Below are 25,845 nucleotides of genomic sequence, written 5' to 3' on the forward strand. Positions count from 1 at the left end.
GCTCCCTTGCACCGAGGAAGCCACTTCGAAGCGTTACTAGAAGACTCAGGTGCATCACGGGGTCTTCGGACACGTGCTGCATCGTGAGGAGTCTACGTATCTTGCCTCCGCTTTGCGTAGTGTTCTGGTTTTTGAAAGAATTAATACATGGGAATAGATTTCCGAGAATTTTCGCTTTAAAAAGATAGATCATTGTGTATTCTGCCGGAGCGGTATCCCAGCACTCCTTATGGAAGGAATGGAAGAAAGCATCACTCCACAAATTTTTACTAGTTCGTAGTATGTATCTACTTAGAATTAAAAACTTGCTTTAATCATAAACCGCTGCATTGTTCGAATAATGAAGACATGTTGCTTAGCTTGTTTTGTAGTCATATGCACTGCTTGTCTGCATAGAATGGTACAAACGTATCTGTAAAGTGAGATGAGGTGTGTCATGCGACCGTTTATTTATAGTATATGTATTGTATTAATTTTTGTCTTATTACCACATCCAGATATAAAAGCAAATGTACAGGTTTCAGCAGAGAGTGCTATCTTAATGGATCAAGAAACAGGAAGAGTGCTATATGAGAAAAATGCGGACAATCCAACGCTTATTGCAAGTATCACCAAGATTTTAACCGCTATTATTGCTATAGAATCTGGTAAACTAGATGAATATGTAAAAATTTCGGACAACGCAATATCAACTGAAGGGTCCTCCATCTATTTAAAGAAAGAGGATAAGATCACATTAGAAGACCTTGTCTACGGTTTAATGTTGAGATCAGGAAATGATGCAGCCGTAGCTATAGGTGAGCATATCGGTGGCAGTCAAGAAGGCTTTGCATACTTAATGAATGAAAAAGCCAGATGGATTGGTATGACAAATAGTCACTTTGACAATCCGCATGGGCTTGACTCTGAAACTCATTTCTCTACAGCCTATGACATGGCACTTTTAACCAAATATGCTATGGAAAACGATATTTTTAGAGAGATTTCTGGTACTTCATCATATCAATCTTCCGCCCGTGATTATGCTTGGATAAATAAAAATAAATTACTTACTCAATTATATAAGTACAGTAACGGTGGAAAAACAGGTTATACACGAGCTGCAGGGAGAACACTTGTGTCAACGGCTGAAAAAAATGGACAAACATTAATAGTTGTGACGTTAAATGCACCAAGTGACTGGCAAGATCATATGAATTTATTTGAATGGGGATTTGAAAAATTCCCGTTAAGAAAAATACAAGATAAATCCACAATGAGACTACAAACTGATCAAGAAGATGCCATTACTGCAGAAATCCAAGAATCTATCTACTATCCTTTAGCAGAAAACGAAGTAAATAATATTAGCTACAAAAATTATGTGAGCCGTACACCTTCAGATTTTGATAAGATTGGAAAACGCATTTTCTACCTTCATGATGAAGCCATTACGGATACATCACTATATCTCTCTTCTATGGAAGAATCGAAAGAACCATCATTCTGGAACACTTTTCTGGAACAATTGAAACGATTGTTTGGTGATAATCTTGATTAATATGATATGGGCATTAATGGCGATCATTGGAATTGTTTATGCCATGTTTAATGGAACGATGGAACAAGTTAATGAGGCGTTGTTTGAGGGGGCAAGTGATGCTGTTACACTGGTCATCAGTTTATCAAGTGTATTAGTTTTTTGGCTAGGCATGATGAGAGTTGCTGAGCGAGCGGGAATATTAAAAGGTTTTGCAAAATTATTCAGACCGATTGTGAAACGATTATTCCCTGAAATTCCTGATGGTCATCCGGCGATGGGCTATATACTTGCCAACTTTTCTGCTAATTTATTCGGATTAGGGAATGCGGCTACACCAATGGGCATCAAAGCAATGGAAGAGATGAAAAAAATAAGTAAATCGGATCATGCCACTAATTCCATGATAACTTTTCTAGTTGTTAATACTTCCAGTCTTACACTGGTACCGACCACCGTAATCGGCATTCGTATGCAGTACAGTTCAGCTGCACCAACTGAAATTGTAGCTAGTACGATTTTGGCTACTTTTATTACAACTGTTTCAGCGATAACGATTGATCGTTTGATGCAAAAAACACGTCAAAAATGAAGTTTACAGTGCAGATAGAAGGAAAGGAGTCTAAACATGGTTGAATGGTTGACGGTCATTAGTATCTGGTTAGTTCCAGTGACCGTAATGATGATTTTAATTGTGGCCATTATAAGAAAAGTTCCAGCATATGAGGTGTTTGTGGAAGGTGGGAAAGAAGGCTTAAAAATGTCGGTTTCTCTTCTTCCTTTTTTATTAGGAATGTTAGTTGCCATCGCGATTCTAAGGAGCTCAGGAGCCTTAGATGCGTTTATCGGCTTATTACAGCCTATTTTATCAAAGGTTGGAATACCAGCGGATATAGCACCGTTAGCAATATTACGACCTATTTCCGGAACAGCCGCTTTAAGTGTGACAACTGAAATTATCAAAACGTATGGTCCTGATTCCTTTTTAGGAAGACTAGCATCTACCATGCAGGGAAGCACTGATACTACCCTTTATATACTAACTGTATATTTTGGCGCGGTTGGTATTAAAAAAATGGGTAATGCTTTAAAAGTTGGACTGATTGCGGACTTTATTGGTATAATAGTTTCAGTAATAATTGTGTCGTGGTTATTCTTGTAGTAGCGCTCGTTTTTCAAGCGCTACTGTTTTCATGAGAGGAGATAATTTGCCCGGAGATCTGGCTCCGAGCCCTCAGAAACTAGGCGACTTCCCGAAAGCAACTTACGATAAGTCATCATTGGTTCGCTTTTTTCAGTGATTCCTTTATTTCAGTTGCTTGCTCCAGTCGCTCTTGTTGTAAGTGGGCGCTTTATGGTTTTCTTACGTATACGAAATAAAAGACATGGTTAACAATGATAACATAAATTTAGAAAGAAAGAGTGAGCATAATGGAACGACTGCAGAAAGTAATTGCTAAAAGCGGGATCACCTCTAGGAGAAAAGCAGAGAAAATGATCGTTGATGGTCTCGTAGAAGTAAACGGCAAGGTAGTGACTGAATTAGGTACCAAAGTATCGGATCAAGACGAAGTGAAAGTAGAGGGCGTACCAATTGAAAAAGAAAAATTATTATATTTTCTATTCTATAAACCACGTGGTGTGATTACTAGTATATCCGATGATAAAAATCGGAAGACGGTGGCTGATTTTTTTGAGGAATATGAAGAAAGACTTTATCCGGTAGGCAGACTAGATTATGATACGTCAGGATTATTAATCATGACGAATGATGGTGATTTTACCAATCTATTGTTACACCCGAGTCATCAGATTAATAAAGAATATATCGTCAAAACAGAAGGAATTCCATCAAAAGAAAAATTACGATTATTCAAAAAAGGGATTCGCTCTGAAGGAGATATATTGAAAGCAAAACATGTAAAGGTAATGTCCACTGATCCGAAGAAAAAAACAGCTATTGTTAAAATGGTTTTACATCAAGGTAAAAACCGGCAAATAAGAAGAATGTTTGAAGCAATCGGTACACCTGTACAGAAACTTAAAAGGGAAAAATTTGGGTTCTTAACGTTAGATAGTTTAAATGCAGGTGAACATCGAGAATTGACACCACAAGAAGTGGCCGAACTTAAGAAATTGGTTAAGTAATTGTTAAATAACTGTCACAATTTTTGATCATTGTAAATGATACAATGATCGAAGGGAGTGAGATCGATGGAAAAGATTGAACAAGCGAAACAAAAGAAACAAGTTAAGAAGCGAAATCGCTTTATTTTTCGATCTGCAATATTGGTTGTACTGTTCGGAGCTTTAGTGTTTGCTATTGTTTCGAATTTAACTGCTGAAGAAGAAGCAGCTGTAGACATAAGGGAACAAGCACCAGATTTTCAATTAGATCGCGTTGCGAATAATGAAGATGGAGTAGAGTCCTCACTGCAGCTTTCAGATCTTGAGGGTAAAGGCGTTATGCTAAATTTTTGGGCAACGTATTGTGAACCCTGTGAAAGAGAAATGCCTTATATGGAGGAATTGTATCCGAAATATAAAGAGCAAGGAGTAGAAATTGTCGCTGTTAGTGTGGATGCTACAGAATTAGTGATTGATAAGTTTGTAGATCATTATAATTTGTCATTCCCAATTCTTCATGATAAAGATAGTCAAGTGTTGGATGCTTACGGAATACGACCATTACCAACTACTTATTTCATTGACGAGAATGGTGTGGTGGTTGACCGGGTGTTAGGTGAACTTTCACTTGAAAGATTAGAGGGCTATTTACAAGAAATTGTACCAAAGGGAACGTGAGGTGTTGCTTATGAACACAATAAAATGTAGTACATGTGGTCATCAGAATAAGGAAGGGACCACTATTTGTGAAAAATGCGGAAAACCGTTAGATAATGACCAGCAAGGTACATTATTGAATATGCGATATGATGGTAGTTCAATTCGTTCCAAAACGAAGAATCGTTCGATAGTAGATAAAATATGGAATTTCTTTTCGTCCATTAAAGTTGGTGTAACATTAATTGCGATTGCGTTAGTTGCATCTGCACTAGGAACGATCTATCCTCAGGAAATGTATATTCCGCAAAATGTCGATCCAGCTTTACATTATCGGGACCAATACGGATTATCAGGGCAAATCTATTACCAGTTAGGTTTTCATAACTTATATAACTCTTGGTGGTACATGGTATTGATTGCCTTGATTGGTATTTCTATTTTTATCGTAAGTATCGACAGAGGAGTTCCATTATATAAGGCATTAAAAAATCAAGCTATTAAACGACATCCCAATTTTTTAAAAAGACAGAAACTGTTTGGAGAATATACAGCTTATCAGACTGAAGATAAAACTCGCTTTATCAACAATCTTAAAAAGCATCGGTATAAGATCACAGAGAAAGACGGTCACATACTTGCGGAGAAAGGCAGATTTTCAAGGTGGGGTCCATATGTAAATCATTTAGGACTTATTATCTTTTTATTAGGAACACTATTTCGTTTCATTCCATTTATGTACGTGGATGATTTTGTTTGGGTAAGAGAAGGTGAGACAGCAGTTATACCTAGTACTAATCAACAATATTACATAAAAAACGAGGAATTTATATTTGAAACATATGGAAATGATGACGAAGATGCAATTTTTGAAGAAGCTCTACAAAATACAAGTGGACCAGTTCCGAAGCATTTCGAAACGAATGCCGTTATATATGAAGATGTATCGAAGGATGTTATTGGGTCGGAGCCAGAATTAAAAGAAGTCAAACGCGGTGAAATTATTGTAAACGAACCGTTGAAAATAAATGGTTTAGCACTTTATCAAGATAGTTATCAACTTAATGAATTTCAGACGATGTCTTTTAAGTTGCATGAGACAGATGATGAAGCGGAAGAAGCTATTGCAGATTTTACTGTTGATTTGACCAATCCTGAAAGTGAATATGTATTTGATAATGGCTATCGTATTGAACTGAATCGATATTATCCGGAATATGAATTAAATAATGGGGAGCCGCGGTCCGTATCTAATTATCCTCGAAACCCAGGATTTGTCTTCTTTGTGTATGGGCCTGATATAGAGGAGCGTGAAGCAAGCTTTTTAGCGATAGGTCAGAATATCCCTTCAGGTGACAATCAGTATAAGTTAAGTTTAACAGATTTTGGTGTGCGCGATGTCAGTGGCTTAAAGGTTAGGAAAGATTTAACACTTCCTATTATTGGTTTAGGGGCTTTTATTTTCATGATTGGTGTTATACAAGGGATGTATTGGCAGCATCGACGAATTTGGATTCATCAAGCTACGGATAGAATGTATATAGCATGTCATACGAACAAAAATTGGTATGGATTAACTAAAGAATTTGAAAAACTTATCGACGGGACATCTTTTACTATGGTTCGTGACCAAGAAAAAAAGAATGATGTGTAATTCATTACCGTTTGAGGTGATGCAAGGAGGAGAAAGTGTATGGATTTAATATCTTTGAGTGGAGGGCTTTTGTATACTGCTTTTGTGATTTACTTAATAGCAGTCATCTTTTTTGCTGCAACCATTAAGGACAAGCAACATGAAAAAAACTTCACACTCATGAACAAATTAGCAATTGGTACTACTATATTGGGTTTCATCGCACAATTTGGATACTTTATTACGAGATGGATGGCTAGTGGACATGCACCGGTTAGTAACATGTTTGAATTTGTTACTTTCTTCGGTATGATGCTTGTATTAGCGTTTATCATTTTATACTTTATCTATCGTATTGAGTTATTAGGATTATTTGCCTTACCTGTAGCACTATTAATTATTGGGTATGCTAGTATGTATCCAAAAGAAATTTCACCATTAGTTCCTTCCTTGAAAAGTCATTGGTTGTACATTCACGTTACAACAGTTGCTTTAGGTGAAGCGATTCTAGCGGTAAGTTTTGTAGCAGGTATTATCTATTTAATCCGTCAAATTAACCAATCTCAAGCTACTGCTAAAACTACTTGGTTAGAGATCATTATGTACTCTATTTGTGCCACAATAGGATTTGTGATTATCACAACGATTTTTTCATCGATGGATTATAATGCAACATTTTCTTATGTAGTTGATGAAGAAGAAATTACATTAGATTATCATCTACCCGCATTGTTTGGCCCAGAGAACGGTGAACTAACAACAGAAGATAAGATGGATGCGGTTTTTACAGCACCAGGATGGCTTCATGGTGCAGAAGCGCCACGGAAATTGAATACATTAGTTTGGTCCTTAGCTGTTGGTTTATTATTGTATATGATAGCGAGAGCTATATTAAGAAAAAGGGTAGCTGCTGCTATCCAACCATTACTAAAAAAAGCAAACCCGGAATTATTGGATGAAGTCTGTTACCGTGCAGTTGCCATTGGATTTCCGGTATTTACTCTAGGTGGTTTGATATTTGCGGCCATTTGGGCACAAGAAGCGTGGAATAGATATTGGGGTTGGGACCCTAAAGAGGTATGGGCACTCATTACTTTCTTTTTCTATGCTATTTTCTTACATCTTCGTTTATCGCGAGGATGGCATGGTGAGAAATCAGCTTGGTTAGCTGTTATAGGGTTTGCAATTATTATGTTCAATTTAATCGTTGTTAATCTAGTTTTAGCCGGTTTACATTCTTACGCATAAATTTTTGATAGAAAGTACAAGTGCTATTTGTCTCTTGTGCTTTTTGCCTATATACTAGTAAGAGATAGGGGGGAGAAGGATGGAGCAGGAAACGAAAAAAATTCTTGTTGTTGATGATGAAGATAGAATTCGCCGTCTATTAAAAATGTATTTAGAACGCGAAGGTTTTGAGATTGATGAAGCGGAAGACGGAGAGCAAGGATTGAAGTTAGCTTTGACGGAAGAGTATGAAGTAATTTTACTTGATTTAATGATGCCTGGAAAAGATGGTTTAGAGGTATGTAAAGAACTGAGAACTCAAAAGACGACACCTGTTATAATGCTGACTGCTAAAGGAGAAGAGTTAAGTCGAATTCATGGTTTTGAAGCTGGTACTGATGATTACATCGTGAAACCGTTTAGTCCACGTGAAGTTGTATTAAGAGTTAAGGCATTATTAAGAAGGTCCACAAGTTCTAATACAATACATACAGCAAACCGGTCGAAAGACTTGATTGAATTTCCGCATCTATTAATTGATAATGATGCACATCGTGTTTTAGCAGACAATAAGGAAGTTAATTTAACACCAAAAGAGTACGAATTGCTTTTATTTCTAGCAAAATCTCCGGACAAAGTTTTTGAACGGGAAGAATTATTGAAAGAAGTATGGAAATATGAGTTTTTTGGTGATTTACGAACAGTAGACACGCATGTGAAACGCTTGAGAGAAAAGCTAAGTAAAGTTTCAACAGATGCTGCGAAAATGATTGTAACAGTATGGGGTGTCGGTTATAAATTCGAAGTGACACATAACTCATAGAAGAATTTGGTGTGTTTAATGGTGTATTGCTTAAAAGGGAATCTGGTGTGAATCCAGAACTGTCCTCGCAACTGTAAGTGTAACGAAATAGCCTATGTCACTGTACGGTAAATTTATGTATGGGAAGACGCTAGAGTAGAATAATACACAAAGTCAGGAGACCTGCCATTAAACATTTATTCATGCTTCGAGGATTAAGCATGTCGAGTGTTGTATCAACTTTTTTATACATACATGAACATCGCTTTTATCCTCAACATTAATAATTGAGGAGAATGGACATTATGAAACAAATCAAACGATTATTTATTATAACTATTTTAGCAACTGTAATGACTGCTTGTGGAAATACATCTACAACAGCTGAGGAAGTATCTATTTCACTAACGATTACAGATCAAACAACAAACACTACGATCAGTGAGGATGATTTTACTGTTCAAGAAGGAACAAGCTTGCAAACTGTCCTAGAAGAAAATTATGACGTGGAAGTAACGGACGAAGGTTTTCTTACGGCCATTGAAGGGCATCAACAAAATACAGATGAAAACATCTTCTGGACATATGAAGCAAACGGAGAAATGGTAAATGAAGGGATTGCTGATTATCAAGTAGAGGATGAGGATCATATTACTTTTGATCTTCAAGTAATCGAGTGATACGTTGAATACCTATAAACTTACACTTATATCATTATTAGCAGCTGTTTGTGTTATAGGCAGAATCACTTTTCAATTTCTACCCAATATCCAACCTGTGACTGCTATTGTCATCATTACTGGTGCAATAGTAGGTGCATTACCAGCAATATGTATCGCGATCATCTCAACGTACATTACGAATCTTTTTTTAGGTATGGGAATTTGGACTATTTGGCAAATGATTGCATGGGCGATAATAGGACTATTAGCTGGCGTTATCGGACAATATAACAGGAAAAATGCCATGATACTGTTAACTGTTTTTGCGTTTTTTGCAGCATTTATTTACGGATTGATCGTCAACTTAGGGACATTTACATTTGCTGGCAATTTTCTCGCTTACTACTTGGCAGGTTTATCCTTTGATATCGCTCATGCTGTAGGAAATGTTATTTTTACGCTCCTCTTATATCCGGTATTAGCTAGGATATTTCAGTATTCTAATCATAGATTTTAACAAATTTACTGGAGCTGGGACAAAACTAAATAGGAGAAATGAGAATCCGAACAATTTAAACTTTGCGGAGACAAAAATACTAGATTCTTGCGGAAAAGCACGAGCTGAAGCTGTGCTTATGGAAAGTAAAGTATTTTGCCAGAGCGTTAAGTCAGCTCAAGTTTAAATGTTCGGATTTTTATTATTCTTTTGTCTTGACCCATTTTAGTTTTTCATACATAATTTGAACTGATTTGTAACTTTTCGCTATGATTTTCGACAAATAGAATAAGGTGAGGGGGTCTTGACGTGAAGGCCACTTTTGAGGAACTATATGATAAATACCATCAGGATTTATTTCAATATATATTTTATATGGTAAAAGATAAACAACAAACCGAAGATATTGTTCAGGAAGTTTATATCAAGGTCTTACGTTCATATCAACATTTTAAAGGAGAAAGTTCGGAAAAGACATGGCTCTTTTCGATTGCCAGGCATGTTACTTTTGACTATTTTCGCAAATTAAAGAGAAAACGAAATAAATTTTTAGAATTCTTTAACTGGGGAGAAGAAGGGGAGCAACTTCAGTCGGGTCATCATGCGCCGGAAGAATACGTGTTGTTAGATGACCAAATGAAACAGCTTTATACCTGTATGGAACAATGTAGCAATGATCAAAAACAAGTGATTATATTACGTTTTATTCAAGATTTTAATATAAAAGAGACGGCAGAAATATTAGATTGGACTACTAGTAAAGTAAAGACTACTCAGCATCGTGCGCTTAAAGTCCTGCAACAATGTATGATGACCTCGTTGAGAGAGGAGGAAAGCAATCATGAATAATCATAAGTCAAATGATGAACAGTTAAAAGAACAGCTGGGAAAATTACCTAAAATAGAAGATAAGCGTACTAAAGAAGAGGTTTTTCAGCAAATTGAAGCACAAATCAAGCAAGATAAAGCATCTCCTCAGAAGAAGCGATCATTTATATGGGTTCCGATGCTTGCTACTGTTGGTGCAGCATTGTTAATTTTCGTCATTATACAGGGACAAGATTTTTCAAGGAGTTATGATCAATCAACTTCTGAAATCGCTGATGAATCAGACGTGGATACTTTTGATAATGCTGATGATGAAGCATCAACAGCAGAAGAATCTAGAGAAGCAGACATTTTTAATAAAGCGGAAATACAGGACAATATAAATGAAGAATATCGTTATTTACTTGATATGGAAGGTACACAAGGTACTAGCCATATGGCGTTTTTGACAGAACATGGCCAACACATCATACCGATTACGATTTTGAATAGTAACTTTTCTTATAATCAAATTAACGAATATATCGATTTAGAAGAAAACGGCTTGTATGATATCGGAATACGAGAGATACAATTTGAAAGAGATAACCAAAGTGTAATTGCAACATTTACCGATTCCTTTGAATTGCAACCTAGTGGAAGTAATTACAGCAATTTCGAGAAGGTATTGGCGTATATGTTTCGACCATTAGGGATGGAGGAAATTCAATTTGAGAATCACCATCCTATTTTAAATGAAGGTGCTCTTAGTAATAACCTTTATCCACTAAGTTCAATCGAACAAGTGCCTTATAAAATATATCCATATAATAATGGGACAGAATGGTTGGCCGCCAAAACCGATGGAACATTTAAGACATTAACTGCAGCGTTAGAAGAAATGAAAATAGCGGAACCAGAATTCAATGTTCAGCCTTCTATACCGGAAGATACGGTTATTGAGACCGAGGATCAGACGGCTGATCAGGTATTTGTTTCCTTATCCTCTGCTCAAATTGGGGACAATCAAATTACCGTTCAAATGATTGAAGCAATCCTAGCTACTGCATTCACTTATGGATATCAGGAAGTCATCTTTAGTATAGGAATCGATCAAATTGGTAAGTATGATTTATCCGAACCAATACACACTACCGATCAAATTAACATTATTCAGTAAATGATCGCAAAAGAAAAAACAAAGAATAGGGCAGTAACAATCCCTATTCTTTGTGATATATTTTTACTGATTCTGTTGGACAGCTTTCATGCGCATCTAAAAGATCTTCTTCAGAATCTGAAGACACTGCTGTTTCACCTTTATTATTATCGAGTTTGCTGTATGCAACACCTTCGTCGTCATAATCGAATAAATCAGGTGCAGTTGCACCACATACCCCACACGCAATACACGTTTCTTTCTCTATCCACGTATAATATGGCATCAATTGCCACTTCCTTTTCTTTCTTATATTCTATTTATTAGATTATCAAATACTTTTGTAAGTTACAATGATGTTGTATTCAAATCTCACAATAATTGTTAAAATATAGATAGCTTAGATTGAGGTGTTCACATGTTTGAATCTATTTTATTAGATAGTATTTTAAAGCTAAATGGTGAACGAACAGTATATAATATATATCACTTATTAACAGCGAAGAAATCGACTCAAACGATACAAGATAGCAATTTATTTGGTTTAACCAATTATTTCGGAATATATAATTCTTTAACCAGACAAGCTTTTAATCAGGAAATCCAACGCCTAGAATATCATCAGCTTATTACGGTTAACCCCGATCAACAAACTGTACATATTAGTGAAAGGGGAAAGGTGTATTATAAAAAGCTAAGGGAAGAACAAGCGGATTATTTTCACCTGAACGGTGAGAAATTTCATCAAAAAGCGGATCGATTTTCTAAAAATTTATTACTTTTTATTCAAACATTGACACATATTCATCGGAAAAATCCACGTTTTATACCGATTATTGAGGATGTTGAAAGCCAGCAATTTGTAAAAAAAGTATGGAACAAGCAACACCAAATTGGTACTGCTACCATATTGAAATATCTCTATCAAGATTTAACCATGCTATTAGAGAATTTTCCAGATGATCATGCAGCAGCTTTTGTTGATAGTTTAACCTCTCTTAAAAAAGTTGGACTTAGCCGGTACCAAATTGCAAAGAAATACTATATTACCACTCACGATGTTTATTTGTCTTACATGAATATTATTCATGCTATCTGTAAAGCAATCGAAACGGATCATAACTTTATGTTTCTTCCTCAATTATATCCTGTTCATCAAACGAATAAGTTGTTAAGTGATTCAACAAATCAGACATTCTATTATTTGAAGCAGGGTCTATCAATTGATGAAATTGCTAATGTTCGTAATTTGAAGGAAAATACGATAAAAGATCACATTGTTGAAATTGCTTATATTTACCAAGAATTGAATTGGCCTTCCTATATTACGGAACAAGAATATCGATTAATTAGAGACATATTAAAAAAACTGGAATCCAAAAGATTAAAGGATATTAAAAGTCTATTACCAGATTCAATTAGCTATTTCCAAATTAAACTGGTAATAGCTTTAGAAGGACGAAATAATGTGGGGGAGAATCATTATGTCTGAATCACAACTAGAACAGTATTTACATGCCCATTTCGGTTTTTCGACTTTCCGTACTGGCCAAAAAGAAATTATAGAAGCGGTTCTGAAGAAACGGAACGTCTTTGCGGTCCTTCCAACTGGAACAGGGAAATCTATTTGTTATCAGTTACCAGCCATGATGTCATCAGGAACCGTCATTGTCGTATCACCTCTACTCTCATTAATGACGGATCAAGTTAAGCAATTGAAGGCTACTGGGTTTAAAAAGGTAGCTGCATTAAACAGTATGCTTTCCTATCAAGAAAGAGAAATACTTATACAACAAATGGATTCTTATCAATTACTATACTTATCACCGGAAATGCTACAGAGTAAACGGATTTTAACGAGAATAAAGTCCTTGAAGATTAGTTTGTTTGTAATAGATGAGGCGCATTGTATTTCTCAATGGGGTCATGAGTTTCGTCCAGATTATCTTAGAATTAAACAAGCACACCAGTTATTAAATAAGCCACCATTATTAGCACTAACTGCAACGGCAACACCAGATGTCCAAAAAGATATTTTGGAGGCATTACAAATACCGGATGTCAAAAAATTTATCTATCGAATGGATAAACCGAATATCTCCTTTGTAGTGGAACAGGTGGATCAGGTGAAAGAAAAAGAAGATAAACTTGCGAAGATTATCCAGAATTATAGAGTTCCTACTTTAATTTATTTTTCTAGTAGAGAAGAAGCTGCTAGGGTTGCGTCGATATTGCAAGGAAAAGAACATGATCGAAATATCGCTTATTATCATGGAGGCTTAGATAATCAGGACCGATTATTGATTCAACAACAATTTATGAACAAGCAATTGGATGTTATTTGTTGTACAAATGCTTTTGGTATGGGCATTAATAAAAAGGATATACAATTAGTAATTCACTATCATTTTCCATCCCAAATCGAATCATTTATACAGGAAATAGGCAGAGCGGGAAGAAATGGGCAAGAAGCTGTCAGTGTAACCCTTTTTCATGAGTATGATCACATCATTCCACAACGGTTACTTGATACAGAATTACCTGACATTGGCGTTGTTAAGCAAATGTTAAAACTAATTTATCATAATGATGTATCATTGAATGATTTGAAAGAGGAATTTATGTTGAAAGTAAATGGAATGGAGCCTCATTGGAGGTTTTTTCGTTATCAATTAGAAAAACTGAAGATTTTAGAACGTGAACAATTCAATATAACCGCTCTACCATTTCAGAATGCCTTTATGACATTGCAAGAAACAATAGAAAAACGCTATCGATACAAATATAATAAATTAAACGAAATGTTACAATGGCTTCATACGACAGGTTGTAGGAGAAATGAACTCTTTTCACATTTTCAGGATCATATCCAAAAACCAACGAATATGTGTTGTGATTATTGTGATTTTCGATGGGAAAACTGGCATCCAGCAATTGAACAGAGTAATAGTAATACTCAAGATTGGCAAACCAATTTAAAAGAGATATTATATCAAGGAGACTAATATGCAAAAAAGCCAAGCAGAACTTATCAGACTACTGTCAAGTAAACAATTAAAACAACAAATATGGCTCTCCCAGCTATTTATTGGACTTATTGCGGTCGTTTTAGCATCCATTTTATTTAATGATTGGCAAGATATAGTTGCTTTGTTTTATTGGAATTTCTCCGATTGGGTTATATTTGGTGTTTTCTCTGCTCTTATGATCATCTCATTGGATCTACTATTAATGAAAATATTTCCGAAAAACTGGTGGGATGATGGGGGGATCAATCAAAAAATATTTCAAGAAGGCTCTTATATAGGCATTATCTTGTTATGTTTTTTTATTGCTTCTGTTGAAGAATTCCTGTTTAGAGGTGTGATCCAGACTAATTTTGGCATATTGATTGCAAGTATTCTTTTTGCGGTTGTTCATATTAGGTATTTATCAAAAGTCGTCCTTTTTATTGCGATTATTGGCTTGAGTTTTTGGATAGGTTTGGCTTATTATTGGACAAGCAATTTGAGTGTGGTAATCACACTGCATTTTCTAGTAGATGTTATATTGGCTTTGTTAATCAGGTCGGGGAGGTTTCGTCATGCATCATGAACAAAGAGATGACCAGGCAACATCGTTAAGAAATCAGGTTGAACAGCAACAAGCGAAATACGATATTGTCTCTTCATTGCCACCTAGGAGTGAAGTGCATCAAACGAGAAAAGCGAAGGCAAAATGGAAAATATCTTTTCCATTTATACGGTTTATTTTACTAATGTTTATTGTGATCATACTCTTATTATTAACCGTCAAACTTTGGGGAGAAGAATATTTATCATCAGCAGAATCTGAGGAAGAAGATCACTTTGCTGAGCAGGTATTTATTAAATTGAATTCCTCTGATACGGAGGAAGTAAATGGCTCGGATATAATTATTCATGAAGTAGATCGAATGGATACGTTATTTTCGATTTCTGAAAAATATTACGGTAATACGAACTTTGTAAAACATATTATGGAGGCCAATCAATTAGAAAATGATACTTTAATTGTTGGTGAAGAAATTGTAATTCCCAATGTTGATGAAAATTGAAAATTATTTCCCCCGTTACATGTGAGCATGACGGGGGTGTTCCATTAGTACGGCTATTAAAATACTTTTTTGCGATCACGTTCTTCTTTTAATATTTCTACTGCTTCATGGAATCGTTGGGAGTGGACAATTTCTCTCTCTCGCAAAAATTTTAATGAATCATTTATAAACGGATCATCAGATATATCGATAATCCATTGGTATGTCGCTCTGGCTTTTTCCTCTGCAGCAATATCCTCATACAAATCGGCAATTGGATCTCCTTTCGCTTGGATATATGTTGCTGTCCAAGGTGACCCAGCTGCGTTCTGATAATATAAAGCGTGGTCGTGATTAACGAAGTGGGCACCTAAGCCTGCAGCCTCTAATTGCTCAGGAGTAGCATCTTTTGTTAATTTATAAATCATAGTTGCTATCATTTCCAGATGCGCAAACTCTTCTGTACCAATATCATTTAATAAGCCAACAACTTTGTCAGGTATGGTATAACGTTGATTTAAGTAGCGTAAAGCAGCTGACAACTCTCCGTCTGCTCCTCCATATTGTTCAATTAAATATTTGGCTAACATTGGATTGCACCTACTTACCTTAACTGGATATTGCAATTTTTTTTCATAATACCACATTTCAGATATTCCTCCTTTTTATACTTGCCAAGGCCATGGTGCTTCTTTCCAATTCCATGGATAACTGGAATAACTGTGACCGTATTGCATGAGAGGGCCGAATTGTTCTTCAAACTGGTTTTTTAACTGTTTACTTTCGTAAGCAGCTTGATTAAATTGTTTAATGGCATCTAAATCATGGGGATGGGTATCAAGGTATAATGTTAGCTCTACTAAGACAAAATCTACAGCTTGAATTTGTTCCATTAACTGATAATAACTGTCTGGTAGTGGCTTTTCTTGTGTCATTCGCTTGAGTCACTCCTTTTCGAATAATAGGGATCGTACAAACATGGCCATAACGTTCCTGCATAAAGTGCTTCCCTAGCAGTTGAGAATTGTTCTGTATTGTTTGGCTGAAAACCTATATATAAATTAGGCGGAGTAGAATAACACTTGGTTAAGACAGGTTTACATGGATCAAATTTGCTCACGAACGGGGAGTAACATTTAGTTAGTGTAAAAGACATGATATTCTCCTTTCTTTCGTATAAAGTGAGGCTTCCTTAGACGGTTTTTTATCCTATCATCCTCAAAATTCATAGTATAAAAACCATTCACTTCCTTTTCATTGTATGGAGGTTGCATCATGTCCTATTACAATTGAGTGTTAACCCATTTGTAAATTTGTCATTGGGAAACAGACTATAAATTTATCAGCGTAATCAATCAAACGATCAAACAAGTTTGCTATGTTTCTGAAAATAAACATGTTAATATATATATGGTTCGTTATTAAATGGTTTGAAAAAAACCAGACCAGAGCTGCGCATTTCAGAAGTAGATTTTAGAACATACATAAATATGTGAAGTGTTGAAGGAGTGTATCGTTTTATGCAACAAGAAAAGGTGATTGTGATTGGGGCAGGGCCATGTGGCATGTCCGCAGCAATTGAATTACAGAATATAGGAATAGATCCATTGATCATTGAAAAAGGGAATATTGTTGACTCGATTTATCAATATCCTACCCACCAAACCTTTTTCAGTTCTAGTGATAAATTGGAGATTGGTGACGTTGCGTTTGTTACGGAAAAAAATAAGCCTGTTCGAAACCAAGCATTAGCTTATTACCGAACGGTCGCAATTCGTAAAAATTTACGAATTAATAGCTTTGAAGAAGTATATAAAATAGAAAAAACAGATAATGGCTTTCAATTAGAAACAAAAAATCAACATAACGAAATAAGAAAGTATCACACAACATATTGTATTTTTGCAACAGGCTATTACGGTCAACCCAATTATATGGGAGTAAAAGGAGAAGAATTGGATAAAGTATCTCACTATTTTAAAGAAGCGCACCCTTTTTACCAACAAAATGTTGCAGTAATTGGTGGAAAAAACTCTGCTGTAGATGCTACAATCGAATTACATAAAGCTGGTGCTAATGTCACAGTGCTTTATCGAGGCAGTGAGTACTCTTCAAGTGTGAAACCATGGATATTACCAGAATTTGCTTCACTTGTAAAGCATGGTAAAGTCAAAATGGAATTTAACGCAACGATTGAGGAAATAACAAAGGACGAGGTTACTTATTTAGTAAACGGTGAGAAGAAATCGATTAAAAATGATTATGTGTTTGCGATGACAGGATACCAACCGAACCAAGGTTTCCTTAAACAGGTAGGAATTACGATTGACCAAGAAACAGGTAGACCTACTTTTGACTTAGATACAATGGAAACAAATATAGAAAATATTTATATTGCTGGAGTTATTGCTGCCGGATACGATAATAACGAAATATTTATTGAAAATGGTCGTTTCCACGGTGGATTAATCGCAACATCTATAAGTAACAAAGAAAAATGATAATTATAAAACCCTCCACATTGATATGTGGAGGGAAAAATGAATATATTAATCTCTGAAAGCTTTCATAAGTTCATGGTGAGATGCACCTTTCTCCAATAATAGCATGAGCTTCAAACGAGCTTTCGGACCATTTAAATGATTAGCAAAGATGACACCGTCCTCCAGTAAAGTTCGTCCACCGCCTTCGTACTGATAAGTAGGTTGTACAATTCCTTTATAGCAGCGGGATACAAATAATACCGTTATATCATGTTTAATAAAGTTTTTTATGGCTGGGACGATTGCAGGTGGAACATTTCCTTGGCCTAACGCCTCAATAATAAGTCCATCCATGTGTGAAGGTTGGATATAATCTAATAGGTCATTTGACATACCAGCATATGCTTTCAAGAGAAGTACGTTTTTCGTTAAATCTTGAATATGAATAGTTTCATGGTGATAAGTTTTTTGATAGAAATAAACATCTTGTTTCGTCACCATACCGACAGGTCCAAATTGCGGACTTTGAAAGGTTGCCACATTACTAGTAGACGTTTTGGTGACATATTGTGCGGTATGCACTTCATCATTCATTACAACTAATACACCTCGGTCACATGACTTAGGATTAGACGCTACACGAATGGCACAGATCAAGTTATATAAACCATCTGAACCAATTTCATTACTTGATCGCATTGCACCCGTAAATACGATAGGAATACTTGTTTTTACACATAGATCTACAAAATAAGAGGTTTCTTCTAATGTATCTGTACCATGTGTAACTACAATTCCATTATAATTATCTGAATCTATATTTTCCTTAATAAAGTCTGCTAATTGAAGCATATGTTTCGGTGTAATATGTGGTGATGGTAAGTGAAATAAATTTACTTCTTCTATAGGAAAAGAATGTAATAATTCCATTTTGGATAAGGGATGTGTATCTGTTTCTACGACACTCCCATCTAGATTCTCTTTCATCGATATTGTACCACCAGTATGAATAATTAATGTTTTTTTCATTATACTCCCAACTTTCTTTAATTAAACGTATATATGTTAAATAAATTCCTTTGATATTATGCCATAATTATTGGGAGATAGAAAGTAGGTGATATCAGTTGTTTGCTCTTATATCAGTCTCCATTGCTCCGACATTTGCGTTGTTATCATTTTTTTATTTAAAAGATGAATATGAATTAGAGCCGATCTATGCGATTTTTCGTACATTTATATATGGAGCATTACTAGTATTTCCAATTATGTTTATTCAGTATGCATTTCAGGAAGAAGGTATTGCCCAAACTCCTTTTTTACAATCATATTTTATCTATGGGTTATTTGAAGAGTTTTTTAAATGGTTTATATTTATTTTCACTACTTATAAGTATTCAAAGTTTAATACAGTTTATGACGGTATTGTATATGGGGTTTCTATTAGCTTAGGGTTTGCAACTGTTGAAAATATTCTTTATTTATTTGCGCATGGTATTGAATTTGCCTTTAGCCGGGCGATTTTCCCTGTATCATCTCATGCGTTGTTCGGAGTGATAATGGGTTATTATTTGGGAAGGGCCAAATTTTCACCTAACAATGGAATACTCTCGTTATTATTAGCATTATTATTACCTACTTTCTTACATGGGACGTATGATTTTATATTAGAAGCAATTAAGAATCAATGGTTATACGGACTCATTCCATTTATGGTTATACTATGGTTGCTTAGTCTACGAAAAGTAAAAGTAGCCAACGAAATTAGTCATCAGCAAGTATAAACAACGAACAGTAGATATACTACTACTGTTTGTTCGAAACTAAATGTACATTCATTTATGAAGTAATTTTGACAAATATCGTGATCATAACCGACACTCCGGCTGCCCACTTCCCTTTCCGTGGGGTTTGCCCTTCAGCTAACTTTTTCGAGCAAAAACCGCTCGAAAAAGTGGATCTTCAGGTCAAACAGGTCCCACAGGAGTGAAAGTGGGCGGCCTTCGTTAAGATATGCTCCACAACACTTATCCGAAATCAACCAGTCGATTTCTCCACCATATGTAGCGTAGGGTACGACTATGCTAAAAGGGTTTTCACAGCCCGATAAGTACTGTAATTAAACAGAAAAGTTTAGTTCCATGAGTTCATTTCTTTCTGTAATCAGAGAACAAAAATAGCGTAGGCAGAATACGGAGACTCCTGTGGGACAGCGAGAGCTGAAGATCCACTTTGCAAAGTGGTCTTCTTTGCAAAGTTAGCTGAAGCCGAGCCCACGGAAAGCGCAGTATTCTGCCGGAGCGGTTTACATGCACTCTCTAAGTCAAGAATGATTGTAGAGAGCAATTCCTTGTCCTCGTTACTGCGCAGTTTATGGATATTCTGAAACATTTTATATTTTTATAAATAAACATTTCATGAATGGATACCCGTTTCCTTTTTTAAATTGAAGAGGGAAATGGGTATTTTTTTGAGCACTTTTTGACTGGTCTAGCGTTCAATAGATATAAAAGTTGTCAGTTTTTAAATGAATAAATTTCATTTTTTATTAAAAGCTATCCATAACAAAATGTTACTTAGATATTAATTTGGAGGTAGCTTTAATGAAAAAAAAGATAACGATTTGTCTTATCATTTTTGCCATAAGTTCTTTTTTCTTCATTGATGGAAAAAATGATCAGGTCCATGGTTTTTCAAATCAAGTGATTCAGCATGGTGCCACAGGTGACGATGTCATTGAGCTCCAAGCGAGACTTCAGTATTTAGGTTTTTATAATAGCGATATTGATGGAGTTTTCGGTTGGGGTACGTATTGGGCATTACGTAATTTTCAGTATGAATTTGGTATGGAAATAGATGGATTAGCAGGCCAGGCAGTAAAGCAAAAACTAGAAGATGCAAGTGAATTTGATAAAGCCTATGTGCACGAGCAAATTCAACAAGGAAAGAAATTCACCCATTATGGTGGAGTAGACAAAGAAAAACAAACGGAGCCATCCCCAACAAAACAAAATGAGGGTGAGGGAGGTCAACAGGGAAGTAATCAGCAACAAGAAAGTAATCAGCAACAGCAAAATCAACAAGCCCAACAAGAAAATGATCAGCCACAAGCAACAGAGGAAGACTTAGAACCAACAGCTGTCAATATACCACAAGGTTTTTCACAAAATGATATTCAAATCATGGCAAATGCTGTATATGGCGAAGCAAGAGGAGAACCTTATGAAGGTCAGGTAGCAGTGGCCTCTGTAATTTTAAATCGTGTGGAAAGTTCCACTTTTCCTAACACAGTATCAGGTGTGATTTTTGAACCTCGTGCGTTTACAGCGGTTAGTGATGGACAAATTTGGTTAACGCCGAATGAGCAAGCAAGAAATGCGGTATTAGATGCAATCAATGGCTGGGACCCAACTGGAGAAGCATTGTATTACTTTAACCCGGATACTGCTACTTCGAGCTGGATATGGTCACGACCACAAATTAAGCGAATTGGTAAACATGTATTCTGTATGTAATTATTTGGAGGTGAAAAAATGTTTCGTTGGTCGCTTATTACGCTATTAAGCATTGCTGTTATTGGAGTTTCTGTATGGGGCTATCAAGAGCATCAAGAAAAAAATGCAATTCTCATTCAAGCTGAAAATAATTATCAACGTTCTTTTCATGATTTAACCTATAACCTAGATCTTCTACACGATAAAATTGGATCTACTCTAGCAATGAATACGAGAGAACAACTGTCACCACAATTGGCTGAGATATGGCGGTTAACTTCTATGGCTCATAATGATGTTGGACAATTACCACTAACATTACTGCCATTTAATAAGACAGAAGAGTTTTTACAACAGATGGGTGATTTTAGTTATCGTACAGCAATAAGAGATTTAGATAAAGAGCCGCTGTCTGATGATGAATTGGAGGCCTTAGATTCTCTATATGAAGTGTCAGGAGACATTGAACAGGAATTACGTAAAGTACAAAACATGGTGTTAAATGATAATTTGAGATGGATGGATGTACAACTAGCATTAGTTAATAATGATGAGCAAGCAGATAATACCATTATAGATGGTTTTGAAACGGTTGAAAAAACTGTTGAAGGCTATTCAGAAGGAAAACTGAATGCAAGTATGATGGGAACATCAAGTAAGAAAGATGGTTTTACGATTCTTGGTGATGAAAAGATATCAGAGGAAGAAGCGAAGAAAAAAATGCGATCACTGTTACGAATTGATGAGGAAACTAAAATTACAGTTGCCTCAACAGGTGAGGGCGCTAATGTTCCTTTATACAGCGGATCCTATAAAGAGGATGATACAACTGGATATATGGATATAACACAAAATGGTGGATATCCTATTACGTTAATGATTAATCGAGAAGTTGAAGAAAGAAATAAAAGTCTACATGAGGCAATGCAAAATGCTAAAGATTACTTGTCCAAATTGGATTTCACTACAGATCTTGCTTTGGTCGAAAGTAATCAATATGACAATGTCGGGGTATTTCAGTTTGTACCGCAGTATGAGGATGTCTGGATTTATCCAGATGCAATACAAATTAAAGTTGCTTTAGATAATGGAGAAGTACTTGGTTTTGTGGCGAAAGATTACTTGGAGAATAATCATGAAAGAGAAATACCGGACGTCGAATTATCAGAAGAAGAAGCACGTGATAAAGTGAATCCTAATTTGAAGATTCAAGAGCACCACCTTGCTGTTATTGAAGATGATATGGGTGAAGAAGTATTAACCTATGTTTATTTAGGAACTTTAAACCAAGACACATATAAAATTTTCATTGATGCTTCTGATGGAAGTGAAGTGAGAGTAGATAAATTAAAACAAGCAGAGATGAAATATTAAAAAAGTAAGAAAGAAGGACTTTTCCTTCTTTCTTTTTTTTGCGATAATAAGTATTGAACTAGTTTCCATTTTTATCATTCATACAAATACTTAGTAGAGAAAGAGGATGAACATTGATTAAAATCGGCACATTTTTGCAACTTGAACAGATAAAAGAAGAGAGGAAAACTTACAAATGCAGGGTAATCGAAACAAAAAAAGATAAGTTATATATTGATTATCCAATTGAAGAGCAGACAAAACGCTCCGATATCTTTCCGGTCGGCACACATTTTCAAGTTCACTTTATTGAAAACAATTCGGTATACAGTTTTCCAAGTGAAATCATCGGAAAGGCTAAAATAAAAAATATCCCGACACTAATTCTTTCTGTGGAAGTAAATAATCTAGAAAAAATTCAACGACGAGAGTTTGTACGTGTTGAATCGTTATTGGATGTATCCGTGAAAAGTGTGGATCAAAAGTTTGATGCATTTACGACTGTAACTCATGATATCAGTGGTGGAGGAATGGCAATTTTAGTGGATAAAAATTTCAATGTAAAACAAGGCGAGTTATTGGATATTATGTTAGTATTACCTTTAGAACAAAGAATTGAATATCTACATATCATTGGGGAAGCAGTACGAATACAAGAGAGAAATGAAGATAAAAATATTTTATCTGTAAAATTTAATGAAATGGATATACAAGATCAGCAGTCCATTGTACAGTATTGCTTTACAAGACAATTAGAAGATCGGAGAAAAGGTCTTTCGTAGATAGAAGGGTAGGATTATAATGAGCGAGAAACAAATAGCCATCGCGATTGATGGACCAGCAGCTGCAGGGAAAAGTACTGTAGCAAAAATTGTTGCGAAAAAATTAGGTTACATATACATTGATACAGGTGCAATGTATAGATCATTAACTTATTCAGTGTTAACTAATCAAATAGATATAAACAATGCTAACTTGGTTATCCAGCATCTCCATGACATTGCTATTGATATCAATGCTAATCAACAAGTATTGATTGATCAAAATGATGTAACAGAAGCTATCCGGACTGACGAAGTGTCAAAGAACGTTTCTGCTGTAGCTTCGATTCCAGAAGTTAGACAGGAAATGGTGAAAAGACAACAAAAACTCGCTGAAAGACGAGCGGTTGTAATGGATGGTAGAGATATTGGTACGCATGTAATTCCTGATGCCGAAGTAAAAGTCTTTTTGGTTGCAAGTGTCGAAGAACGAGCTGAACGGAGACATACAGAAAATTTACAAAAGGGATTTTCATCCGACTTGGATCAAATTAAACATGATATCGAAAAGCGAGATAAAATGGATTCAGAACGAAAAGTCTCTCCGCTAAAAAAAGCTGCTGATGCAACAGAAATTGATACAACTTCTTTATCCATTGAGGAAGTTGCAGAAAAAATATTATCTTTAGCTAATAAAAAGATGAGGAGTTAGGAATATGAGTTTTTATCAATTTGCAAAAACAGTGGTAAAAATGGTTTTAAAGCCAAAGTATAAAGTAAAAGAAGAAGGTCTAGAAAATATTCCAAAAGAGGGTCCTGTTATTATTTGTTCCAATCATATTTCGAACTATGATCCTCCTATTGTTGGAATCACTTGTCCACGGCCAATCCATTTTCTTGCAAAAGAAGAATTATTTAAAAATAAATTATTTGGTTTTATATTAAAAAAAGTAAATACCATTGTATTAAAACGTGGAATGAACGATCGCAATGCGCTTAGAAAAGGGCTAGCAGTTCTAAAAGAAGGAAATGTTTTAGGATTGTTTCCAGAAGGAACGAGAAGTAAAAGTGGTGAATTAAAAAGAGGGCAGGCGGGAGCAGGATTCTTTGCACTAAGATCAAAAGCAACAGTAATTCCTTGTGCGATTATTGGTAGTTATAAAAGTAAAGAACCTCTTAAAGTAATCTATGGTAAGCCAGTCGATATGGATACATTAAGAGAAAATAAAGCCTCTGCACAGGAAGTGACAGATGCAATTATGAATGAGATAAAAAAAATCCAAGAAAATCATTAAGTTTTATATATATAACTTGACAAATCACGCTAAATGTTAGAAGTTAGAAAAAAGCACATTTATGTTTTTTGTGTTGGAAATCGAAGGAGGTCTTTGTCATGGATGAAATGAATCAAGAAATTTCTGAGATTAAGGAACTTTCAGTAGGTGATATTGTACAAGGTAAAGTAGTTAAAGTAGAAGAAAAACACGTACTTGTCGATATCGGATATAAAGTGGAAGGGATTGTTCCGATTAGTGAGCTCTCTGCACTTCGCATTGAAACTGCAAGTGATGCAGTTAGTGAAGGTGACCAACTGGAATTACAAGTAAAAAAAGTAGAAGACGAGGAAATTGTCTTATCTAAAAAAGCTGTAATTGCGGAAAAAGCTTGGGAAGACTTACAAGAAAAGTTTGAAAATAACGAAATTATTGAAGCTACAGTCCGTGATGTGGTGAAAGGTGGCCTTGTAGTAGATGTAGGTGTCAGAGGATTTATTCCAGCTTCTTTAGTAGAAACACACTATGTTGAGGATTTTGCTGATTATCAAGATAAATCGTTAACATTAAAAATTGTAGAATTAGATAAAGAGCAAAATAGAATTATTTTATCTCATCGAGCTGTTATTGAAGAGGAAGAACAAAAGAAAAAAGGCGACTTACTTGATTCACTTCAAGAAGGTCAAGAGATAGAAGGTACGGTTCAACGTATTACAGACTTTGGTGTATTTGTAGATATTGGTGGATTAGATGGTTTAGTACATATCTCACAACTTGCACATACGCATGTAGAGAAAGCTTCAGATGTCGTTTCTGAAGGTGAGACACTTAAAGTAAAAGTATTATCAGTAGATAAGGAAAATGAAAGAGTATCATTATCTCATAAAGCAACACAACCTGGACCATGGGACAATATTGAAGAGAAAATAGCCATTAATGATGTAGTAGAAGGTACGGTAAAACGCTTAGTTAACTTTGGTGCCTTTGTTGAAGTACTACCAGGTGTAGAAGGGCTAGTTCATATTTCGCAAATTTCTACAGAGCATATTGGAACACCAGGTGAGGTGCTCGAGGTTGGACAAACAGTCAATGTAAAAGTACTTGATGTAAGTGAGAAGGATAAGCGTATTTCATTAAGTATTAGAGAAATTGAAGAAGAGAAGAACCAACAAGAAATAAAACAGTATGAAAGTGATGACGATCAATCAGGATTCCAATTAGGCGATATGATCGGAGATAAATTAAATAAATATAAAGATGATTAATTCCAAAAAACATGCTACAGTTTGTAGCATGTTTTTTTGTTGCCTAGCGTACAATGTCAAATACTTTTTTCA

29 protein-coding genes and 1 riboswitch are annotated in these 25,845 nt (G+C 35.4%); of the genes, 24 read left to right on the plus strand and 5 right to left on the minus strand.

The window, feature by feature from the left end; all coding sequences use genetic code 11:
• The first annotated feature begins 436 nt into the window (after nt 1–436).
• The 12 genes from GHT08_RS17730 to GHT08_RS17785 all read left to right on the plus strand — a co-directional run bounded on the left by GHT08_RS17730 (nt 437) and on the right by GHT08_RS17785 (nt 11,110).
• The gene (locus GHT08_RS17730; RefSeq protein WP_163582755.1) at nt 437–1,540 is read left to right on the plus strand and encodes a D-alanyl-D-alanine carboxypeptidase family protein; all 1,104 of its coding nucleotides are present in this window, start codon (nt 437–439) and stop codon (nt 1,538–1,540) included.
• On the plus strand, nt 1,533–2,111 hold the full coding sequence (locus GHT08_RS17735; protein WP_163582756.1) for a nucleoside recognition domain-containing protein: 579 nt from the start codon (nt 1,533–1,535) through the stop codon (nt 2,109–2,111). Before GHT08_RS17730 ends, GHT08_RS17735 begins: the two co-directional genes overlap by 8 nt.
• A 36-nt stretch (nt 2,112–2,147) precedes the next feature.
• A complete protein-coding gene (locus tag GHT08_RS17740; RefSeq protein ID WP_018934515.1) occupies nt 2,148–2,681 on the plus strand; it encodes a spore maturation protein in 534 nt (177 codons plus the stop codon).
• 269 nt (nt 2,682–2,950) lie between these two features.
• Entirely contained in the window at nt 2,951–3,667 is a 717-nt protein-coding gene (locus GHT08_RS17745) for a pseudouridine synthase (RefSeq protein WP_163582757.1), read from the plus strand.
• Between the two features lie 66 nt (nt 3,668–3,733).
• On the plus strand, nt 3,734–4,324 hold the full coding sequence (gene resA, locus GHT08_RS17750; RefSeq protein WP_163582758.1) for a thiol-disulfide oxidoreductase ResA: 591 nt from the start codon (nt 3,734–3,736) through the stop codon (nt 4,322–4,324).
• Nucleotides 4,325–4,334: 10 nt separating this feature from the next.
• The gene (locus GHT08_RS17755; RefSeq protein ID WP_163582759.1) at nt 4,335–5,957 is read left to right on the plus strand and encodes a cytochrome c biogenesis protein; all 1,623 of its coding nucleotides are present in this window, start codon (nt 4,335–4,337) and stop codon (nt 5,955–5,957) included.
• Between the two features lie 39 nt (nt 5,958–5,996).
• Nucleotides 5,997–7,184: a c-type cytochrome biogenesis protein CcsB gene (ccsB, locus tag GHT08_RS17760; RefSeq protein WP_163582760.1), complete on the plus strand. Its 1,188-nt coding sequence runs from the start codon at nt 5,997–5,999 to the stop codon at nt 7,182–7,184.
• Between the two features lie 79 nt (nt 7,185–7,263).
• Nucleotides 7,264–7,986: a response regulator transcription factor gene (locus tag GHT08_RS17765; protein WP_163582761.1), complete on the plus strand. Its 723-nt coding sequence runs from the start codon at nt 7,264–7,266 to the stop codon at nt 7,984–7,986.
• 2 nt (nt 7,987–7,988) lie between these two features.
• Nucleotides 7,989–8,170: riboswitch (cobalamin riboswitch) on the plus strand.
• 100 nt (nt 8,171–8,270) lie between these two features.
• Complete coding sequence (locus GHT08_RS17770) at nt 8,271–8,645, plus strand: DUF4430 domain-containing protein (protein ID WP_163582762.1); 375 nt, start codon at nt 8,271–8,273, stop codon at nt 8,643–8,645.
• Nucleotides 8,646–8,649: 4 nt separating this feature from the next.
• Entirely contained in the window at nt 8,650–9,144 is a 495-nt protein-coding gene (locus GHT08_RS17775) for an ECF transporter S component (protein WP_163582763.1), read from the plus strand.
• 288 nt (nt 9,145–9,432) lie between these two features.
• Complete coding sequence (locus GHT08_RS17780; protein WP_163582764.1) at nt 9,433–9,972, plus strand: RNA polymerase sigma factor SigX; 540 nt, start codon at nt 9,433–9,435, stop codon at nt 9,970–9,972.
• Nucleotides 9,965–11,110, plus strand: coding sequence for a hypothetical protein (locus tag GHT08_RS17785; RefSeq protein WP_163582765.1), 1,146 nt, complete (start codon nt 9,965–9,967; stop codon nt 11,108–11,110). The genes GHT08_RS17780 and GHT08_RS17785 overlap by 8 nt, the downstream gene beginning before the upstream one ends.
• 43 nt (nt 11,111–11,153) lie before the next feature.
• Here the strand turns inward: GHT08_RS17785 and GHT08_RS17790 are convergent, their stop codons facing one another.
• The gene (locus tag GHT08_RS17790; RefSeq protein ID WP_163582766.1) at nt 11,154–11,375 is read right to left on the minus strand and encodes a ferredoxin; all 222 of its coding nucleotides are present in this window, start codon (nt 11,373–11,375) and stop codon (nt 11,154–11,156) included.
• Between the two features lie 132 nt (nt 11,376–11,507).
• Between GHT08_RS17790 and GHT08_RS17795 the strand changes: the two genes are divergently transcribed.
• Genes GHT08_RS17795 through GHT08_RS17810 form a run of 4 tightly spaced genes read left to right on the plus strand, consistent with a single transcriptional unit; the run spans nt 11,508 to nt 15,164 of the window.
• A complete protein-coding gene (locus GHT08_RS17795; protein WP_163582767.1) occupies nt 11,508–12,581 on the plus strand; it encodes a YpbB family protein in 1,074 nt (357 codons plus the stop codon).
• Nucleotides 12,574–14,094, plus strand: coding sequence for a RecQ family ATP-dependent DNA helicase (locus GHT08_RS17800; protein WP_163582768.1), 1,521 nt, complete (start codon nt 12,574–12,576; stop codon nt 14,092–14,094). Before GHT08_RS17795 ends, GHT08_RS17800 begins: the two co-directional genes overlap by 8 nt.
• A gap of 1 nt (nt 14,095) precedes the next feature.
• Nucleotides 14,096–14,683, plus strand: coding sequence for a CPBP family intramembrane glutamic endopeptidase (locus GHT08_RS17805; RefSeq protein WP_163582769.1), 588 nt, complete (start codon nt 14,096–14,098; stop codon nt 14,681–14,683).
• Nucleotides 14,673–15,164 (plus strand): LysM peptidoglycan-binding domain-containing protein, encoded by a 492-nt coding sequence (locus tag GHT08_RS17810; protein WP_163582770.1) that lies wholly within the window; start codon nt 14,673–14,675, stop codon nt 15,162–15,164. Before GHT08_RS17805 ends, GHT08_RS17810 begins: the two co-directional genes overlap by 11 nt.
• Before the next feature lie 56 nt (nt 15,165–15,220).
• On the opposite strand, the gene GHT08_RS17815 is transcribed toward GHT08_RS17810, so the two are convergent.
• From GHT08_RS17815 to GHT08_RS17825, 3 genes are read right to left on the minus strand one after another with little or no spacing between them, the layout of a single operon-like run.
• The gene (locus GHT08_RS17815; RefSeq protein ID WP_153836432.1) at nt 15,221–15,790 is read right to left on the minus strand and encodes a manganese catalase family protein; all 570 of its coding nucleotides are present in this window, start codon (nt 15,788–15,790) and stop codon (nt 15,221–15,223) included.
• Nucleotides 15,791–15,808: 18 nt separating this feature from the next.
• A complete protein-coding gene (locus tag GHT08_RS17820; RefSeq protein WP_163582771.1) occupies nt 15,809–16,078 on the minus strand; it encodes a spore coat protein CotJB in 270 nt (89 codons plus the stop codon).
• Nucleotides 16,075–16,299: a spore coat associated protein CotJA gene (locus GHT08_RS17825; protein ID WP_163582772.1), complete on the minus strand. Its 225-nt coding sequence runs from the start codon at nt 16,297–16,299 to the stop codon at nt 16,075–16,077. The genes GHT08_RS17820 and GHT08_RS17825 overlap by 4 nt, the downstream gene beginning before the upstream one ends.
• Before the next feature lie 364 nt (nt 16,300–16,663).
• Here GHT08_RS17825 and GHT08_RS17830 point away from each other — a divergent pair, with 364 nt between their 5' ends.
• A complete protein-coding gene (locus GHT08_RS17830; RefSeq protein WP_163582773.1) occupies nt 16,664–17,644 on the plus strand; it encodes a YpdA family putative bacillithiol disulfide reductase in 981 nt (326 codons plus the stop codon).
• Between the two features lie 48 nt (nt 17,645–17,692).
• Here the strand turns inward: GHT08_RS17830 and GHT08_RS17835 are convergent, their stop codons facing one another.
• Nucleotides 17,693–18,655, minus strand: coding sequence for an asparaginase (locus tag GHT08_RS17835; RefSeq protein WP_163582774.1), 963 nt, complete (start codon nt 18,653–18,655; stop codon nt 17,693–17,695).
• Nucleotides 18,656–18,753: 98 nt separating this feature from the next.
• On the opposite strand from GHT08_RS17835, the gene prsW reads away from it, so the two are divergent.
• The 7 genes from prsW to rpsA all read left to right on the plus strand — a co-directional run bounded on the left by prsW (nt 18,754) and on the right by rpsA (nt 25,773).
• Nucleotides 18,754–19,410: a glutamic-type intramembrane protease PrsW gene (prsW, locus tag GHT08_RS17840; RefSeq protein ID WP_163582775.1), complete on the plus strand. Its 657-nt coding sequence runs from the start codon at nt 18,754–18,756 to the stop codon at nt 19,408–19,410.
• Between the two features lie 819 nt (nt 19,411–20,229).
• Nucleotides 20,230–21,141: a spore cortex-lytic enzyme gene (sleB, locus tag GHT08_RS17845; RefSeq protein WP_163582776.1), complete on the plus strand. Its 912-nt coding sequence runs from the start codon at nt 20,230–20,232 to the stop codon at nt 21,139–21,141.
• Between the two features lie 18 nt (nt 21,142–21,159).
• A complete protein-coding gene (gene ypeB / locus GHT08_RS17850; protein WP_163582777.1) occupies nt 21,160–22,494 on the plus strand; it encodes a germination protein YpeB in 1,335 nt (444 codons plus the stop codon).
• 113 nt (nt 22,495–22,607) lie between these two features.
• On the plus strand, nt 22,608–23,255 hold the full coding sequence (locus GHT08_RS17855; RefSeq protein WP_163582778.1) for a flagellar brake protein: 648 nt from the start codon (nt 22,608–22,610) through the stop codon (nt 23,253–23,255).
• A gap of 19 nt (nt 23,256–23,274) precedes the next feature.
• A complete protein-coding gene (gene cmk, locus GHT08_RS17860) occupies nt 23,275–23,946 on the plus strand; it encodes a (d)CMP kinase (RefSeq protein ID WP_163582779.1) in 672 nt (223 codons plus the stop codon).
• 4 nt (nt 23,947–23,950) lie between these two features.
• Nucleotides 23,951–24,529, plus strand: coding sequence for a lysophospholipid acyltransferase family protein (locus tag GHT08_RS17865; protein ID WP_163582780.1), 579 nt, complete (start codon nt 23,951–23,953; stop codon nt 24,527–24,529).
• A 98-nt stretch (nt 24,530–24,627) separates the two neighbouring features.
• Nucleotides 24,628–25,773 (plus strand): 30S ribosomal protein S1, encoded by a 1,146-nt coding sequence (gene rpsA / locus GHT08_RS17870; RefSeq protein WP_163582781.1) that lies wholly within the window; start codon nt 24,628–24,630, stop codon nt 25,771–25,773.
• Nucleotides 25,774–25,845 lie beyond the last annotated feature (72 nt).

This window comes from Gracilibacillus saliphilus (genome assembly GCF_010994085.1).
GTDB classification, from domain to species: domain Bacteria; phylum Bacillota; class Bacilli; order Bacillales; family Amphibacillaceae; genus Gracilibacillus; species Gracilibacillus lacisalsi.

Coding starts and splice junctions, on each gene's coding strand:
- GHT08_RS17730 (WP_163582755.1), top strand. CDS start 437: ATGCGACCGTTTATTTATAGTATATGTATTGTATTAATTTTTGTCTTA.
- GHT08_RS17740 (WP_018934515.1), top strand. CDS start 2,148: ATGGTTGAATGGTTGACGGTCATTAGTATCTGGTTAGTTCCAGTGACC.
- GHT08_RS17745 (WP_163582757.1), top strand. CDS start 2,951: ATGGAACGACTGCAGAAAGTAATTGCTAAAAGCGGGATCACCTCTAGG.
- resA (WP_163582758.1), top strand. CDS start 3,734: ATGGAAAAGATTGAACAAGCGAAACAAAAGAAACAAGTTAAGAAGCGA.
- GHT08_RS17755 (WP_163582759.1), top strand. CDS start 4,335: ATGAACACAATAAAATGTAGTACATGTGGTCATCAGAATAAGGAAGGG.
- ccsB (WP_163582760.1), top strand. CDS start 5,997: ATGGATTTAATATCTTTGAGTGGAGGGCTTTTGTATACTGCTTTTGTG.
- GHT08_RS17765 (WP_163582761.1), top strand. CDS start 7,264: ATGGAGCAGGAAACGAAAAAAATTCTTGTTGTTGATGATGAAGATAGA.
- GHT08_RS17770 (WP_163582762.1), top strand. CDS start 8,271: ATGAAACAAATCAAACGATTATTTATTATAACTATTTTAGCAACTGTA.
- GHT08_RS17785 (WP_163582765.1), top strand. CDS start 9,965: ATGAATAATCATAAGTCAAATGATGAACAGTTAAAAGAACAGCTGGGA.
- GHT08_RS17790 (WP_163582766.1), bottom strand. CDS start 11,375: ATGCCATATTATACGTGGATAGAGAAAGAAACGTGTATTGCGTGTGGG.
- GHT08_RS17795 (WP_163582767.1), top strand. CDS start 11,508: ATGTTTGAATCTATTTTATTAGATAGTATTTTAAAGCTAAATGGTGAA.
- GHT08_RS17800 (WP_163582768.1), top strand. CDS start 12,574: ATGTCTGAATCACAACTAGAACAGTATTTACATGCCCATTTCGGTTTT.
- GHT08_RS17805 (WP_163582769.1), top strand. CDS start 14,096: ATGCAAAAAAGCCAAGCAGAACTTATCAGACTACTGTCAAGTAAACAA.
- GHT08_RS17810 (WP_163582770.1), top strand. CDS start 14,673: ATGCATCATGAACAAAGAGATGACCAGGCAACATCGTTAAGAAATCAG.
- GHT08_RS17815 (WP_153836432.1), bottom strand. CDS start 15,790: ATGTGGTATTATGAAAAAAAATTGCAATATCCAGTTAAGGTAAGTAGG.
- GHT08_RS17820 (WP_163582771.1), bottom strand. CDS start 16,078: ATGACACAAGAAAAGCCACTACCAGACAGTTATTATCAGTTAATGGAA.
- GHT08_RS17825 (WP_163582772.1), bottom strand. CDS start 16,299: ATGTCTTTTACACTAACTAAATGTTACTCCCCGTTCGTGAGCAAATTT.
- GHT08_RS17830 (WP_163582773.1), top strand. CDS start 16,664: ATGCAACAAGAAAAGGTGATTGTGATTGGGGCAGGGCCATGTGGCATG.
- GHT08_RS17835 (WP_163582774.1), bottom strand. CDS start 18,655: ATGAAAAAAACATTAATTATTCATACTGGTGGTACAATATCGATGAAA.
- sleB (WP_163582776.1), top strand. CDS start 20,230: ATGAAAAAAAAGATAACGATTTGTCTTATCATTTTTGCCATAAGTTCT.
- ypeB (WP_163582777.1), top strand. CDS start 21,160: ATGTTTCGTTGGTCGCTTATTACGCTATTAAGCATTGCTGTTATTGGA.
- cmk (WP_163582779.1), top strand. CDS start 23,275: ATGAGCGAGAAACAAATAGCCATCGCGATTGATGGACCAGCAGCTGCA.
- GHT08_RS17865 (WP_163582780.1), top strand. CDS start 23,951: ATGAGTTTTTATCAATTTGCAAAAACAGTGGTAAAAATGGTTTTAAAG.
- rpsA (WP_163582781.1), top strand. CDS start 24,628: ATGGATGAAATGAATCAAGAAATTTCTGAGATTAAGGAACTTTCAGTA.